At 46.0% G+C, this 14,104-nt stretch carries 12 protein-coding genes; 1 reads left to right on the top strand and 11 read right to left on the bottom strand.

All coding sequences use genetic code 11. From position 1 onward, the window contains the following. Positions 1 to 45: 45 nt before the first annotated feature. From R7R24_RS05060 to R7R24_RS05010, 11 genes are all read right to left on the bottom strand, one after another. Positions 46 to 1,230, bottom strand: coding sequence for a multidrug effflux MFS transporter (locus R7R24_RS05060; protein WP_017820099.1), 1,185 nt, complete (start codon positions 1,228 to 1,230; stop codon positions 46 to 48). Continuing rightward, on the bottom strand, positions 1,227 to 1,871 hold the full coding sequence (locus R7R24_RS05055) for a recombinase family protein (RefSeq protein WP_054578609.1): 645 nt from the start codon (positions 1,869 to 1,871) through the stop codon (positions 1,227 to 1,229). The genes R7R24_RS05060 and R7R24_RS05055 overlap by 4 nt, the downstream gene beginning before the upstream one ends. A 146-nt stretch (positions 1,872 to 2,017) precedes the next feature. Next, positions 2,018 to 3,025 carry a LacI family DNA-binding transcriptional regulator gene (locus tag R7R24_RS05050; protein WP_017820101.1) on the bottom strand — a complete coding sequence of 336 codons (1,008 nt, stop codon included), beginning with the start codon at positions 3,023 to 3,025 and terminating at the stop codon, positions 2,018 to 2,020. Between the two features lie 217 nt (positions 3,026 to 3,242). After that, a complete protein-coding gene (locus R7R24_RS05045; protein ID WP_054578610.1) occupies positions 3,243 to 4,976 on the bottom strand; it encodes a sodium:solute symporter family transporter in 1,734 nt (577 codons plus the stop codon). After that, positions 4,969 to 5,964, bottom strand: coding sequence for an ester cyclase (locus tag R7R24_RS05040; protein ID WP_054578611.1), 996 nt, complete (start codon positions 5,962 to 5,964; stop codon positions 4,969 to 4,971). The genes R7R24_RS05045 and R7R24_RS05040 overlap by 8 nt, the downstream gene beginning before the upstream one ends. A 49-nt stretch (positions 5,965 to 6,013) precedes the next feature. After that, complete coding sequence (locus R7R24_RS05035; protein WP_053307979.1) at positions 6,014 to 6,988, bottom strand: ester cyclase; 975 nt, start codon at positions 6,986 to 6,988, stop codon at positions 6,014 to 6,016. A gap of 513 nt (positions 6,989 to 7,501) precedes the next feature. After that, the gene (locus R7R24_RS05030; protein WP_054578612.1) at positions 7,502 to 8,782 is read right to left on the bottom strand and encodes a TRAP transporter large permease; all 1,281 of its coding nucleotides are present in this window, start codon (positions 8,780 to 8,782) and stop codon (positions 7,502 to 7,504) included. Then, positions 8,779 to 9,342: a TRAP transporter small permease gene (locus R7R24_RS05025; protein ID WP_054574865.1), complete on the bottom strand. Its 564-nt coding sequence runs from the start codon at positions 9,340 to 9,342 to the stop codon at positions 8,779 to 8,781. The genes R7R24_RS05030 and R7R24_RS05025 overlap by 4 nt, the downstream gene beginning before the upstream one ends. A 58-nt stretch (positions 9,343 to 9,400) precedes the next feature. Then, the gene (locus tag R7R24_RS05020; protein ID WP_054578613.1) at positions 9,401 to 10,396 is read right to left on the bottom strand and encodes a TRAP transporter substrate-binding protein; all 996 of its coding nucleotides are present in this window, start codon (positions 10,394 to 10,396) and stop codon (positions 9,401 to 9,403) included. A gap of 268 nt (positions 10,397 to 10,664) precedes the next feature. Beyond that, entirely contained in the window at positions 10,665 to 11,621 is a 957-nt protein-coding gene (locus R7R24_RS05015) for a LacI family DNA-binding transcriptional regulator (RefSeq protein WP_025768661.1), read from the bottom strand. Positions 11,622 to 11,771: 150 nt separating this feature from the next. Then, positions 11,772 to 12,521, bottom strand: coding sequence for an HpcH/HpaI aldolase family protein (locus R7R24_RS05010; protein WP_191116123.1), 750 nt, complete (start codon positions 12,519 to 12,521; stop codon positions 11,772 to 11,774). A gap of 289 nt (positions 12,522 to 12,810) precedes the next feature. Between R7R24_RS05010 and hisD the strand changes: the two genes are divergently transcribed. Next, positions 12,811 to 14,103 (top strand): histidinol dehydrogenase, encoded by a 1,293-nt coding sequence (gene hisD / locus R7R24_RS05005; protein WP_005374756.1) that lies wholly within the window; start codon positions 12,811 to 12,813, stop codon positions 14,101 to 14,103. The last annotated feature ends 1 nt before the right edge of the window (position 14,104 follow it).

Raw genomic sequence — 14,104 nt, 5'->3', positions numbered from 1 at the left:
TTTATACGATTTGTCGTAACTATAAGGACAATAGTATGTTTTTTGTTATCGTTCTGAAGGTTGCTCTGCACTGAAGCCACGTTGAATGTTGGTGAAGGTAAGCGATGCAAATATTACGATAACGATCGCTAGATGCCATGCTTGACTCAATCCAAGCTGCACCAGAGTTAAGCTGACCAATGAGGAGACGACCATTTGTCCACCACCAGACATTGCCGCTGCGGCACCTGCTTGCTTTTTATAAGGTTGCATTACCATCGCTTGTGCACAAGGTAGGGCAATACCATTACCCAAGATCATTAATAGCTGTCCTAGCATCAGAAATAGAGGCTCAACAGGACAGAAAAATAACCATATTGCGGCAGCGAGGTGAAGAAATGGGGTGCAGAGCAGCATTTTTTTATTGCCAATAATTGGCCTTACTCGGTTACAAATCGTGGTACCACATAACATACCCAAAGCGGGAATGAGCGCCCACATCGCGTATTGAGCGGAGGTCATGCCAATTTGATCTTGCATGATAAATGGCATCACAGAGACTGTCGTAATCATTAAGCTGAAGTTTAACCAACTGATACTGGCGAAACTCATAAAGTAACGAGACGTAAGTAAGCTCTTGTATTGGAGTAACATTTTTCGGGGTGACGGAATGACAGAACGTTTTGTGATGGTTTCTGTGAACTTAAAGGCGATGATTACCCAAGCCAGCGAGACATAGCCCAACAGAGAAATAAACACCATACTCCAACCGAAGTGGAAGTTGATAAAGCCGCCAATCACAGGTGCAATAAGTGGCGTGATTGAAGCCGCCATGGCGATGTAAGACATTGCCACTGGGAGTTCATCCCCGCTAAATCTATCTCGAGTCGACGCCCTCGCGAGTACCGCGCAGCATCCTGTACCTAACCCTTGTAAAAAGCGCCCCATCACCATCCCTGTAAATGTGTCACTGAAGAAAATAATTATCAGCAGACCAGACATCGCGATGAGTAAACCGGTAAGTAATACTCTTTTTCGTCCTAAAGCATCTGACACTGGCCCGTAGATAAATTGAGAGGGGCCGAAGCCGAGCAAATAAATACTCACAAGCAGTTGAGCTTGGTCGAGGGAGATGGAAAAGTCTTTTGCTATCCATGGCAAAGAGGGCATAACTAGCCCCATGCTCAACTGGCCAACGCTAATAATAAGACAGGCGAGTAGTATAGTATGAAAGTTGATTGGGCGACTCATGACTGGTCTCCATTCAAACAACCTTTTTGGCGTCGTGAGCTTAAGCCGCCTTCGTCATCCACTTCATTTAGCTTTGCTTTGACCCGCTTCACAGTCGATAGACTGACTTCGCATTGCTCTGCTACGTTTTGCAATGTGTAGCCTTCTAGCAGTAACGTTGCGATCTGTTGGTGTTTGGTTTTGTTTGCGGGGCGGCCGCGAAACTTCTGTTTCCATAATTCTGGCTGCTCTTTAATGGCCTGTCGCCCTTGCTCTGCGGCAAACAGGCGATGTTCAGTCTGCACTTTCCCATATCCAGATAACACTGTGAGTAGTGTTTGAGTCTGAACAGAACCTGGCTCAAAAGTTATTGATTCACATGCAGTTTTCAATGTTACCCCTTTATCGAGTAGCATTTTTATCGTGTTCAATGCTTGACTAAAGTCGCGACCAAATGCGGTCAGCCACCAGAGCACAATCGTATCCCCAGCTCTGACGGAATCGAGCAGTCGTAAGAATGCCTCTCTCTCGGTTGGAGGCATGCAACCACGAACCTTATCCTCAAAATGCTGAGCTTCGGGCGCAAAAGCTTTTAGAGTATTAAGGTGCTCTTGGTAAGCTCGATTTTTTGGCGAATAACGAGTGTAAAGATACGTGGTCATAAGGATTATGAGCCTCTTTTTGTTTGGTTCATATAGTGTAATGGCTCATAAATATACATGGGTTCATTAATGCTTACAACACTAAATGAGCCGTTTGGGAGTCAGAGGCAAATAAAAAAGCCAACCGAATGGCTGGCTATAGCTATTTAAGCTTTTGTTGTCTGGCGCTCGATTAACTTCACTGGCACCATCATTTTTACTAGGCTGCCGTTTTTCGTATTAATTTGATCAACAATGATCTTCACGCACTCGCGAGCGAGGCGACGGAAATCCTGGCGGAACGTGGTTAATTGATAGCTTAACCATTCTGTCTGAGGAATATTATCAAAACCAATGACTTGTAAGTCCTGAGGAATCCTCAACCCGCATTCTATACGGGCGATATCCATGACCGCCATCGCAAGGTTATCGGTTGCACAGAACACCGCTTCAGGCCGATTTTTGTCTGCCAGTATGGCACGGACTTTATCAAGTGAGCTCGCGTAGTCATAGCTGGCTTCAATGATGCGTGGCGTCTTGCCGGTTAGGTCTTCAAATTCAGAGCAGAAGCCGCTTTGACGTTCGTCATTCGTAAAGGTTGGCACTTCTCCCGTCAAATAAACCGCGTTCTTCACGCCACTTTTGTGCAGAAGTTGCGCAGCTTGTTGGCCTGCTTCGTAGTTGTCACTGATAACGTAGCTACTCCTAGTACCTTCAACAACTCGTGCGTATTGAACAATTGGGATATTAAACTCTTCACATTCTTCATAAAGGGACTTATTGAAGGTTGCGGAAGCAGCAATGACACCATCGACGCGATACTGGAAGATATTTGGGATTGAGTGGCCCTCTTCTTCATCCACTTGCCATGGAATCAATACGGCAGAATAACCTTTTTTCTGTAACTCACTGGAAATTAATTGCAGTGTTTTCATATGGATAGGGTAATCCGCATCAGGAAACACCAAACCTATCAATTTCGATTCGTTTGTGGTCAGGCTACGTGCAAAGGCGTTAGGGCGGTAGTTAAGGGCTTTAGCCGCTTCAAAGACTTTTTGCTTGGTCTTTTCGGATACTGAGCTACCCGGAACAAACACGCGCGATACAGTAGATTGAGAGACGCCTGCCATCTTTGCCACATCTTTTGATGTGACTACGTGTTTAATTGATTTCATGAATAAAACTTAGTTGCCAGTAATTGAGGTCATAAGACTAGCATAAATAGGTACGTATTCATAAATGTTCTGACGGGGTATCCTAAGTAGAATAATGGCTTTGGAGTGTTAAAAAGCAAAATGTGGGTTAACCCATTTGGTTTGCTTTGAGCTAGCACTAGATCTAGAGCGTAGATACTGTCCGTTTGTTGGACGTACAGTATCTACGTAAAGAACATTAATTTGCTTGTTTGACTGCAACTTTACGTTTTGGGGAGAGGAGTGAATACCCCATGTATCCGATGCAAGCGGTAGCGACAAGAATAGAGCAGCCACGCATAAAGTTAATCAGCATAGGAGCGTTGTCGGTAAACGCGTTGATCCCCCAAAGCATCACGATCGAGAATACAAACATCACTAGTAAGCCATAACATGGAGCATCGATTTTGCCGGGAACGACATACCAACCATCTTCCTTGATTGGTTTATTTAGACGAGCATATTCCGCTTGCTGGCCTTTCACTGTGTAAAGATGCATTTCATCTTGTTTACCCGTCAGGAGAAGGCTAGCAATGTAAGCGACAACGGCATTCACAAGGACGCCAATCACGCAATACCAAGGCCACGCAATATCGGTCGCAACGGCTACATACCAAATCACCAAGAAGCTAGCAGCAACGCCAATCAACAAGCCTTTTTCCGTAATGTGTTTTGAGTAGAACCCAAGGACAAACATACAGAAGCTTGCACCGACAAAGTAAGAGCCTGCCTTACTCAGCACTTCCAGTACCGAGCCTGTGCTGGTGGCAAACATGATCGCTGGAATGATGACCAAAATCGCCCACGCCACCGTGAAGAAACGCGATACCTTCAAGTAATGCTCTTCCGACTCGTTTTGCTTGTAGAAGCGTTTGTAAAAGTCAGCCACAGAAACGGTCGCCATTGAGTTAAATGCGGAATCGAGACTCGACATACTTGCCGCCAGAATCGCTGCGGCAATGATGCCCATCAAGCCTGGCATTCCATATTCACTCGCATAATGAAGAATGATGGTATTGCCGTTTTCAAACTCTTTACCGTCGTAATAAGCGTTGAACAGGACGCCAAGCAAGATAAAGACAAAGTAAATAAAGAAGGCCACGTAGCCCATCATCAACATTGCCTTTTTCGCATCGCCCATGTTTTTCGCGGCCATACAGCGTTGTACCATCATCTGGTTACCGCCATACACGGTGGTGTGGAACATCGTCATTGCGATAACGCCGGCCCATACCGTCGTTACTTGGCTTAGGTCAAAACTTGTTTGTAGGGCATCTGTCATTCCTTTCGCTTTGAGTTCTGCCATGACCTCCGTCATCGGGGCAGGCATGCCATTCCACACGGCTTCGATGATGATGAATGCGCCAATAAATAAGATTACTGCTTGAATAACATCGGTCCAAATGACAGCCGCTATACCGCCCATTACGGTGTAGATGAGGGCAATTGCAGTGACGATCATGATGCAGTACATCACGTCGATACCAGTAATGAACTCTAAAATCATTGCTGTCGCGTAGAGTACGGCTGCCGAGCTCAATGCTTGTTTGATAAGGAAGATAAACGACAAAGTCAGTCGTGAAGCCTTACCGAAGCGTCGTTCTTGATACTCGTAGATAGAGGTTAAACCGTTGTTGTAGAAAAACGGCATAAACACAGCCACGATGAAGAAGATCACCAGCGGATAATTGAGGTGAATCGCGATAACCGACAGGCCTTCTTTGTAAGACCAAGCTGGCCCGCCAAGGAACGACATGGCACTGACGTAAGTACAAACGACTGAAATACCGATCGCCCACCAAGGGATGTTCTTATCACCCAAGGCGAATTGGCTAGCTGAAGTTACTCGCTTACCAATCACCGCACCCAATACTAGCGTTAGGGCTATGTATCCACCAAGGATGCTCCAGTTAAGTGCGCCAAACTCATGCATAATTAGGTCCTTCTAACTGTTCTTTCATTTGTGCAAACACGTCATAGCCAAGTTGCAGCAGGATATGAACGATGTCGATCGCCACCCAGTTTTCTTTCAGTAAATCGCCTTCGCGTCGCCAAATGTCCATAACGCGAAGTTCGATGTGTTTTCCGGTTGGGGCAAGACCGAGCCATCCACTGTGACCAGTGTGAGTACCATGCATATGTGGCCAACCACCTGTGGATACGTAGTCATTTTTGGCCAAAAAATTGACCTCAATATCGACACTTCGGTCAGGGAAGGCAAACACAAATGGCGCTTGATGGTGGTTACGGAAACCTTTGATACCGCGTGTAGTACCAATACCAGCAGGGCCGTACCACATGAAGTCATTGTGCCAGTAGTTTTCTAAATCCATCGAGAAAAGATCTTTGCCATCAAAACGACCCAAGCAAGACAGCATATCTTCAACCAGCTGGGCGCTCTTTTCACTTTCTTCCAAAGACACAATAGATTGTTGAATACCGTTAGAAGTTGCAGGAGAAGGAACCAAGCCATCGTGACCTAAGCTTTTACGAAGAGGGTTGCAGCCTGCTTGATTCATCGCATCGATGAAGTCTGGAATCATGTATGATTCGGTGATTTGGTCGTTCTCCACACACACCATTTCGGTGTAACGCAAGTAGAGTGTTTTCCCTGTTGCTGGGATGCCAAACAGTGGTTGTTCAAATGTACCGATAAAGTAGCCGGTAGAGTTGTACCAAGTGCGGCCTTCGTATTCGCCGTGCATCACAATTATTGGTCGGCGCTCGGCGTCAGGCAAAGCATTCACAAGTGGTGAGAGGAAAGATTCGTGGGTTGCATCTGGGCCATTAAGATCGTTCACAGGGTGCGCCACGCACCATTTTACGTCAGGGTTCAAAGTTTGCAGAGCGGCCTGTTTTTGCTCGATGTCTGCGGCTTTGAAGTAGTTCTGGTAGAACTGTTCGATGATGTTGAGTGACATGTTGCTTCCTTACTGTCTGTGATTTTAATAAATAGTGTTTAGTCAGCCGTTAGCCTTGTTGTAGCAGGATTTGCTTCCAGATTGCGGTCTCGTCAAACAAAGTGAATTCGCGACGAAGACCCCAAGGGCCAAACTCAGCGTGGCTGATCCCCATGATGTAAACCTCTTTTCCTGAAGGCTTACCAAACATCCCGTATCCCTCATGCTTACCGTGCAAAGACCATCGAATTGCCGCGCGTGGTGACATCATGTCGTCATCTCGGCCAATACGATGGTGAACGGTAAATTGAGCATTTGGGAAAGACGCACGAAGTGCCATCCAAAAATGATCGACTTCCGAGTGTGATAGGGCAGTTTGACCGCCACTGTATTCGCCGATGCAAGCGCGGTCGTACTCTTTCGGTACTATAGAGAACTCGGCATTCATAAGGCTTCTGAGAATTGCTTCGTATCGCTGACCATATTCGTTGTCGTTGCCTACGCCCAAATAAGGTCCAGGAATGTCGACTTCAGGTGTGAACGGAAATGGGCTTGATTCCACGCCACCTTCAAATTCGATTTGTTGGCGTGCAAACTCTTCTGACGTCATACCCAGTTGTTTCGCGATATCGGCTTGATCGCGAACCAACCATTCGTCATTGATTTGGTTATTGATAGCGTGGCAATCTGCGATAATACGGAAACGAATTTTGCGGTTCGAGGCTTGCCCGTAGAAGCCGTTGCCACTGTGTGTTGCAGTAGAGATGATTCGATGAGAAGAAAGCATGCCTTGTTCCGGGGTGCCTGACCAAATGACGTCTTCGCCATATAGCGTGCGATCGGGAAACTCGGCCAGTGTCGCCATTGTTGCACTGATCACCCCTTCGTTTCCTTGAACGATAGAGAGTGGAGTACGCACAACAATGTCGGGAGAGTAGTAGTGTTCTAAGGTGTTTAAACCTCGGTCTTCCCAAATCTCTTTTGTGATACCAAGAATGTAGTCGGGAAAATCACGCCACTTTTCATCGAAGCCAACCATGGCCATAAATCACCTCCGTAATTGAATAATTATGTTTTGATTACGTATTCAAAATATATCATGTTGCCATTTTGTCAACGGATTGTTTTTCGGTTGTTTAAATAGCGTGCTGATGATCAGATTTTTAACAATTGAGCGGAAAATAAACTAAAAAAGTACAGGCGAGATGGAAGCTATCTCTTATCGAGACGTGTTAATAAGAAAGGAGGTCAAAGTTTTTTGTATGAATTTTCTAGTATCTTATTGTTTTTTAATCGCTTAATTTATTTTGATCTGTTTGAATGGAAACAAATGATTAAGCCAAAACTGATAATCATGCAGATCAAGGCACCCAAATAGACTTTATCGCTAATATTCAGCTATTTTGGTGTCAATTATCCTAATATCTTTCAGATTTTCCCTTTGCATACGAATGCTTAAAGGCTTTTTTATTAAATCGGAAGTAGATAACGAATAAGCCACTAGAAAGGTGTTTATCTAGTGGCTATAACAGTCATAAGCGCTCTATGAGTGCAACGATCAGGATAAAAGCGCAGGTAATGATAGCGAGATGGCAGGGATGAAGGTAATCAACATCAAGGCCACTATCATTGCACCAATCCAACCCATGATGGCTTTAGAGAGCGACTCTATCGGTACTTTGCCTACCTGACTTGCCATAAACAGGTTGGCACCCAGAGGAGGCGTAACAAAGCCAATGGCCAAGTTCACGATCATCACGATCCCAAAATGAACGGGATCCATGCCGAGTGCTGACGTAATGGGTAACAGAATTGGCGTGAGAATAACAATGGCTGCCAGCGTTTCCATAAAGGTACCGACAAGCAACAACAGGACATTGATGCAAAGCAGTATCAGAAGTTTGTTTTCAGTAATCGATAGAATGAACTGAGCAATCTCGGTCGGTAGACGTTCTAGGGTCAATATGCGGCCAAACGTCACGGACGCACCCACAATGACGAGTACTGCGCCAACTAACAGTGACGACTCTAGAATGATTTTCACAACTTGCGCTGGTTTGAGCTCTTTATAAACAAACATGCCAAAGAATAAGCCATAGAGCACACCAATGGCGGCTGATTCGGTAGGTGTGAAGATACCGGAATAGATACCGCCGAGAATGATCACGGGGAGTAGCATTGCCCAACTGGCTTCTTTTAGCGCATCAAGACGCTCTGCCCAGGTCGCTTTGCGCTCGTTACCTGTGTAGCCCCGCAATTTTGAGACAATTAGACAATAGCCGATCAAAACCATACCGACGACCAAGCCAGGAATGATGCCCGCCATGAACATCTTAGTGACGGAGACTTCAGCAGTGATCGCGTAGACGATCATCACCACAGAGGGTGGAATAATGACGCCAATTCCGCCGGAGGACGCGATTAAAGCACCTGCAAAGCTGCGGTCGTAGCCTTTCTTCACCATCGAAGGAATCATCGTCAGGCCGATAGCGGCAACAGTGGCAGACCCTGTTCCAGAGATGGATGCGAAGAACATACACGCCACAATGGCCACGATACCAAGCCCGCCAGTAAAGTGGCCAAAGAAGACCTCCGCCACATGCAATAATCGTTTTGAGATCCCTCCTTGGCTCATAAGGTTACCTGCTAAGGTAAAAAGAACGACGGCGAGGAGAGGGAAGGAGTCGAGCCCTGTCACCAAGCCTTGTACTAAAAACTCGATGTTAAGGAATGGCAGGCTTAATATCGCGACCATACTGGCTGCCGCCAGAGCAATACCGACCGGAACGCCAATGAGCAGAAGCAGACCAAAGCTGCCAAACAAAAGTGCAGACGTCATGCGTTAAACTCCAATAGTCGGTTAGAAGTACGATACTTTGCTTTGATATGGCGATAGCGTTGGCGAGAAAAGCGAACTCGTTCATTGCTGGTGGAGCACGCGTTCACACGTTGATAAATGCTTGTCACTAGGCGCGCGCAGCTTAATAGTGCGCAAACTAAAACAGAGGCATACAAACACGCAATAGGAATTTCCATTGCGGGTGCAATCTGACCGAGTTGCAGGCTGCGGTTTATAACCTTAAATCCAAACCAGGCGACAGTTGCACTAAAGGCAAGGTAGATAAGATCAGAAACAATCAAACTGAATTGCGTCCAATTGCCCGGAAGTTTATCGATGAACACACGAATGCGGATGTGCCGATCATCTCGGATACAATAGCTGATACTCAGGTACATCGCCCATACGAATAAATAACGAGCCAGCTCTTCAGCCCACGCGATCGTTGCATCGAACAGGCGTAGGGCGATTTGCAAGCACAGTAAAGTTGTCATCGTTGAGATCGCGATAACGATAAGGGTTGGTTCTAGGTATTTGCCTAGTAAGCGAAACCACTTCATGTTCACCTCCAAAACGAGAAAGCACGACCTGTTGCCAGATCGTGAAAAAGAGTGGGAGTTATAGGCGTTCTATCTCGGCCATCACGTTGTCAAACAAGTCTTTACCCGTTTTACTGCGCAAGTCCTGGTACACGGCCGCATTCATTTTCTCTTTCATGATGCTGCGTACCTCGTCTGGGACGATGTTAACCGTCATGCCTTTTGCTTCGAGCTCTTTGATTACTTCTTGGTTTTGCTTAGCGGCGAGCTCACGCTGTTTTACGATGGTTTCTTTGCTTACTTCACTGATCAGCGCTTGTTGTGCGGCCGGCAGTGAATCCCAAAACGATTTGTTCATGAACAACACGTAGTTGGTGTATATATGGTTAGTTAAAGAGAGGTACTTTTGTGCCTCGTAAAAACGTTCGGCATAAATAGAGTAGATAGCACTTTCTTGAGCGTTAATCAGGCCTTGTTGTAACGAGGTGAAAATTTCTCCCCAAGACAGAGGTGTTGGTGCAGTACCAATAGATTTCCACGCGCTTATTTGAGTGGGGTTAGATGCCGAGCGAATCTTTAGCCCTTTCAGATCCTCAATACTATCAATTGGCTGTTTGTTGTTGGTTACGCTACGAAAGCCGACCTCCATAAAGCCAAGTCCATGAAAGCCTTTTGATTCCATAGCATTCAACAATGGTTGTCCGATCTTCTCACTGTCGAGCGCTTTGTGTGCTTGCTCTTCGCTATCAAAAAGGTAGAACACGTCGAGCACGTTAAACTCTGGGACGTAGGGAGAGAGTAAAACTGACGCACCAAACGTCATTTGTAAGTTGCCTTGCTGCACGAGTTCAGTCGTCTCACGCACATCGCCTAGTTGTCTTGCCGGATAGATTTCAACTTCTATCTCACCGTTTGAGCGAGCTTCCACTTCTTGTTCGAAATAGAGCATTGCTTTGTGTACGGGAGAGGTTTCTTGACTGTCATGAGCAAGACGAATAACACTGGTTGCAAACGTATTCATACTGCTAAATGCAAGCCCCAGTGCGGTAAGTGAAGTAAGGATTGCTTTCTTCATCGTTCTTCCTTGTTTCTGGTATGACCTGCCATGGGCATTCGTCGGCAAGTCACACAACTTTTTATGTTTTTATAAATTAGTTGAGCAATTCATATCCATTTTGCATACGAATCCAAAATAAAACATTAAAGTAACAAGTCAATAACAAGATTGATGAATTGATGAGGTATTAAATAACGATTGGTGAAAATTTAATCGTGATCACAGAAAATGCCTTACTCGAAAGCAAGGCATTTTGTTTTATGAAGAATGAATAAAAATGGATTTATTAAATGGTGCTACTACGTTCGATCAAGGTGCCTTGCTCGAAAAGGTATTCGCCAGTTGCATCCAGGTTGCCGTTGATTCGATTCATCAAGTCTTCAACCGCTCGTTTAACAATTTTGTCGACTGGTTGAGCAATGGTGGTCAAATCATAGCTCGGCCATGCAGACATCGGAATGTTATCTACACCCATCACAGAGAAGTCTTGGGGGATCTTTGCTCCGGCTTGTCGCAAGCCATCCATCACACCCATGGCGAGGATGTCGTTTGCACAAAAAATTGCATCGGGTTTGCTAGTGTGCGACAAGATCGCTTTCGCCGCTTCTAAGCCTGCTTCAAAGCTGTACTTGGCTTGGATAAAGGTTGGTGACGGGGAGCCGAGTTCTTGCAATTTTGAAGAGAAACCCAGCCAACGCTCTTCACTGGTCATGGAGCCAGCATCGCCACTGATATAAGCACACTGTTTTGCGCCTTTCTGCGTTAAATACTCGGCTGCTTGTTGGCCCGCCAAGCGGTTATCAATACCAGAGCTGTTGGCATTAATACCCTCGGCGTAGCGGTTGATCAAGCTTAAATGAACGCCAAACTTTTCGCATTGGGCAAACGCGCGTGAAGTTAAACGGCTGGTGGCGATAACGAGTCCGTCCACTTGGTATTCAATGGCGCGTGAAATGGCGAGATCGAGGTCGTCCTTGTCGATAGGGCAAAGCACAACTTGTCCGCCACGCTTTTGAATTTCGACAGCCAAAGCACGAGATTGCATGTCGTACATTGGGTTTGATTCGCTATCTAACGCAATCGCCACTAAGCCTGAACGATTCGAAATCAGACCTCGGGCGATGGCATTCGGTGTGTATCCGAGCTTAGCTGCGGCATCCATCACCATTTTGCGTTTCTTCTCGCTAATACTCGCAGTCGGGCTGAATGCTCTAGATACCGTCGATTGAGAGACGCCGAGCATCTTCGCGACGTCGATCGAAGTTACTTTCGCTTTAATGGTGATACTCCTTATTTAAGGCCATTGAACCTGCTCATACGTGCTGAGTGTATGGGCTAGGGGATTTCTGTGTCTAGAGCATTACATTGATAAGGCGTAAATATCAGAGAAAACTCAAGAATTCATCACATTTCTCTCTTGTTTGAAGGCATCAATGATCATTTTGTGTTCAGACCCAACACAAAAGAAGCTAACGCCGAGTTCACGCCATTCCCGAGCTTGTTGAGCCGTTGCGACAAACATGCCAACAGGTTTATTGGCGGCTCTGGCCGCTTCGATTACTCGCATACTTGCTTGTGCGACTTTCTCATCATGAACGCTATCAGTACCATAAGCGACAGTGAGATCAACTTGGCCAATGAAGAGCGCATCAATACCTTCAACATTGGCAATCGCTTCAACATTTTCGACCCCTTGAGGGTCTTCAATTTGTGCAATGACAATCGTATTCGCACGGCTGTCTTTTAAGTGTTCAACCATGGGCTTAGTGGCGTATTGCGCTGCTCGACTGGAACCAGCATACCCTCGGCCACCTTCGCCGTAATGGCAGATTTTCGCCAGTTGCGTCGCTTGCTCAGCAGTACAAACATGGGGAATTTGTACACCCGCCGCGCCACAGTCAAGCGCGTTCAAAATGGTTGAAGGAGCGCTGTCTTGTACTCGTACCACGCACGCGAGGTCATTCGCTCTGGCCGCCATGATGCACAGATCAAGCGAGGAACGATCGAAAGGTGCGTGCTCTGCATCCAGTACCACAAAAGGCAACTCTGCCAGTGCCAATACCTCGATAATGTGAGGGTGAGGGGTTTTAACAAATGTACCTAATAGCGTTTCTTTAGTCAGACGTTGCTTAAAATTGCTCATGATTATCTCCTTTGCAAAGGTATGCAAAAACTAACACGGAGAAATGTAAATGATGAGTAAAAATGATGTGATCTAAAACTCATTTTTGATTAAAAATTAAACTCAATCAAGGTCCTTATTACTTGCTTTTATTTGTTTAAATTAATTAATACAAAGGCTTAAGGGTGGTTTTTGTGGTTTGTTGACTTAACTTGTCAAATGTTAATTAAGTGTTTAATCTGATTTTGCATTCGTATCCAAAAGCATAAAAATAACCGTTCGTCAGCCTCAATGTTCAAGGAGAAAACCAATGGCACGCATTTTAAAAAACGGAATCACTGAAGAAGCATCAGCATCAAACGACGCAAAAGTGCGTCAGATTGTTGAAAACATTCTTGCTGATATTGAATCGAAAGGTGATAGCGCTGTACGTGAGTTGTCTGAAAAGTTTGATAACTGGTCGCCGGAGCAATTCCGCCTGTCAGAAGAGCAAATCCAAGCCTGTGTGGATGCGCTTGATGAATCGACTCGTCATGATATCGAGTTCGCTCAGCAACAAGTTCGAAACTTTGCTCAAATTCAACGTGACTCAATGAAAGACGTCGAAGTAGAAACCATGCCTGGTGTGGTACTGGGGCATAAGAATATTCCAGTAAACAGCGTGGGTTGTTACATCCCTGGCGGTAAATACCCATTGGTTGCATCCGCTCACATGAGTGTACTGACGGCGAAAGTCGCGGGCGTAAAACGTGTTATTGCTTGTGCGCCACCGTTTAATGGCCAGCCGAATGTGGCGATTGTCGCTGCGATGGCAATGGCGGGTGCGGATGAAATCTATTGCTTCGGTGGTGTTCAGGCGGTAGGTGCAATGGCTCTGGGGACGGAGACTATTGCACCGGTCGATATGATTGTAGGGCCGGGTAACGCATTTGTAGCAGAGGCAAAACGTCAGTTGTTTGGTCGCGTCGGTATCGATTTGTTTGCAGGCCCAACGGAAACCCTAGTCATTGCCGATGAGAAAGGCTGTGACCCGGAATTGGCAGCGGCGGACTTGCTTGGTCAGGCCGAGCACGGTTACAACTCTCCAGCTGTCTTGTTGACTAACAGCGAGACATTTGCACAAGAGACCATCAAAGAGATTGAACGTCAGTTAACCATTCTCCCAACGGCGGAAGTTGCGGGTAAAGCGTGGGCAGATTACGGGCAAGTGATCGTATGCGATAGCTACGAAGAAATGGTGGAAGTGGCAGACGATATCGCTTCTGAACACGTTCAAGTGATGACGGAAGATCCTAAGTACTTCCTGGATAACATGACCAACTACGGTGCCTTATTCCTAGGTCGTGAAACCAACGTTTCTTACGGCGATAAATGTATTGGTACCAACCATACACTGCCAACGAAGAAAGCGGCGCGATACACCGGTGGTCTTTGGGTAGGTAAGTTCATTAAGACTTGTACTTACCAGCGTGTAACGGAAGCGGCATCCCTAAAAGTCGGTGAGTACTGCTCTCGCTTGTGTGCACTAGAAGGTTTTGCTGGCCACAAAGAGCAAGCGGATATTCGTGTGCGCCGTTACAAAGGCAAAGTGGAAGAGGCGTAAT

The sequence above is a fragment of the Vibrio sp. 704 genome, assembly GCF_033339295.1.
Note: the sequence above shows the minus strand (reverse complement) of the source record. Positions and strands in the feature narration are given on the sequence as shown.

What these genes read in the sequence shown, in the direction of transcription:
- R7R24_RS05015 (WP_025768661.1), bottom strand. Translation starts at nt 11,621, where the DNA reads ATGCTCGGCGTCTCTCAATCGACGGTATCTAGAGCATTCAGCCCGACT.
- R7R24_RS05025 (WP_054574865.1), bottom strand. Translation starts at nt 9,342, where the DNA reads ATGAAGTGGTTTCGCTTACTAGGCAAATACCTAGAACCAACCCTTATC.
- R7R24_RS05020 (WP_054578613.1), bottom strand. Translation starts at nt 10,396, where the DNA reads ATGAAGAAAGCAATCCTTACTTCACTTACCGCACTGGGGCTTGCATTT.
- R7R24_RS05045 (WP_054578610.1), bottom strand. Translation starts at nt 4,976, where the DNA reads ATGCATGAGTTTGGCGCACTTAACTGGAGCATCCTTGGTGGATACATA.
- hisD (WP_005374756.1), top strand. Translation starts at nt 12,811, where the DNA reads ATGGCACGCATTTTAAAAAACGGAATCACTGAAGAAGCATCAGCATCA.
- R7R24_RS05055 (WP_054578609.1), bottom strand. Translation starts at nt 1,871, where the DNA reads ATGACCACGTATCTTTACACTCGTTATTCGCCAAAAAATCGAGCTTAC.
- R7R24_RS05040 (WP_054578611.1), bottom strand. Translation starts at nt 5,964, where the DNA reads ATGTCACTCAACATCATCGAACAGTTCTACCAGAACTACTTCAAAGCC.
- R7R24_RS05035 (WP_053307979.1), bottom strand. Translation starts at nt 6,988, where the DNA reads ATGGCCATGGTTGGCTTCGATGAAAAGTGGCGTGATTTTCCCGACTAC.
- R7R24_RS05060 (WP_017820099.1), bottom strand. Translation starts at nt 1,230, where the DNA reads ATGAGTCGCCCAATCAACTTTCATACTATACTACTCGCCTGTCTTATT.
- R7R24_RS05010 (WP_191116123.1), bottom strand. Translation starts at nt 12,521, where the DNA reads ATGAGCAATTTTAAGCAACGTCTGACTAAAGAAACGCTATTAGGTACA.
- R7R24_RS05030 (WP_054578612.1), bottom strand. Translation starts at nt 8,782, where the DNA reads ATGACGTCTGCACTTTTGTTTGGCAGCTTTGGTCTGCTTCTGCTCATT.
- R7R24_RS05050 (WP_017820101.1), bottom strand. Translation starts at nt 3,025, where the DNA reads ATGAAATCAATTAAACACGTAGTCACATCAAAAGATGTGGCAAAGATG.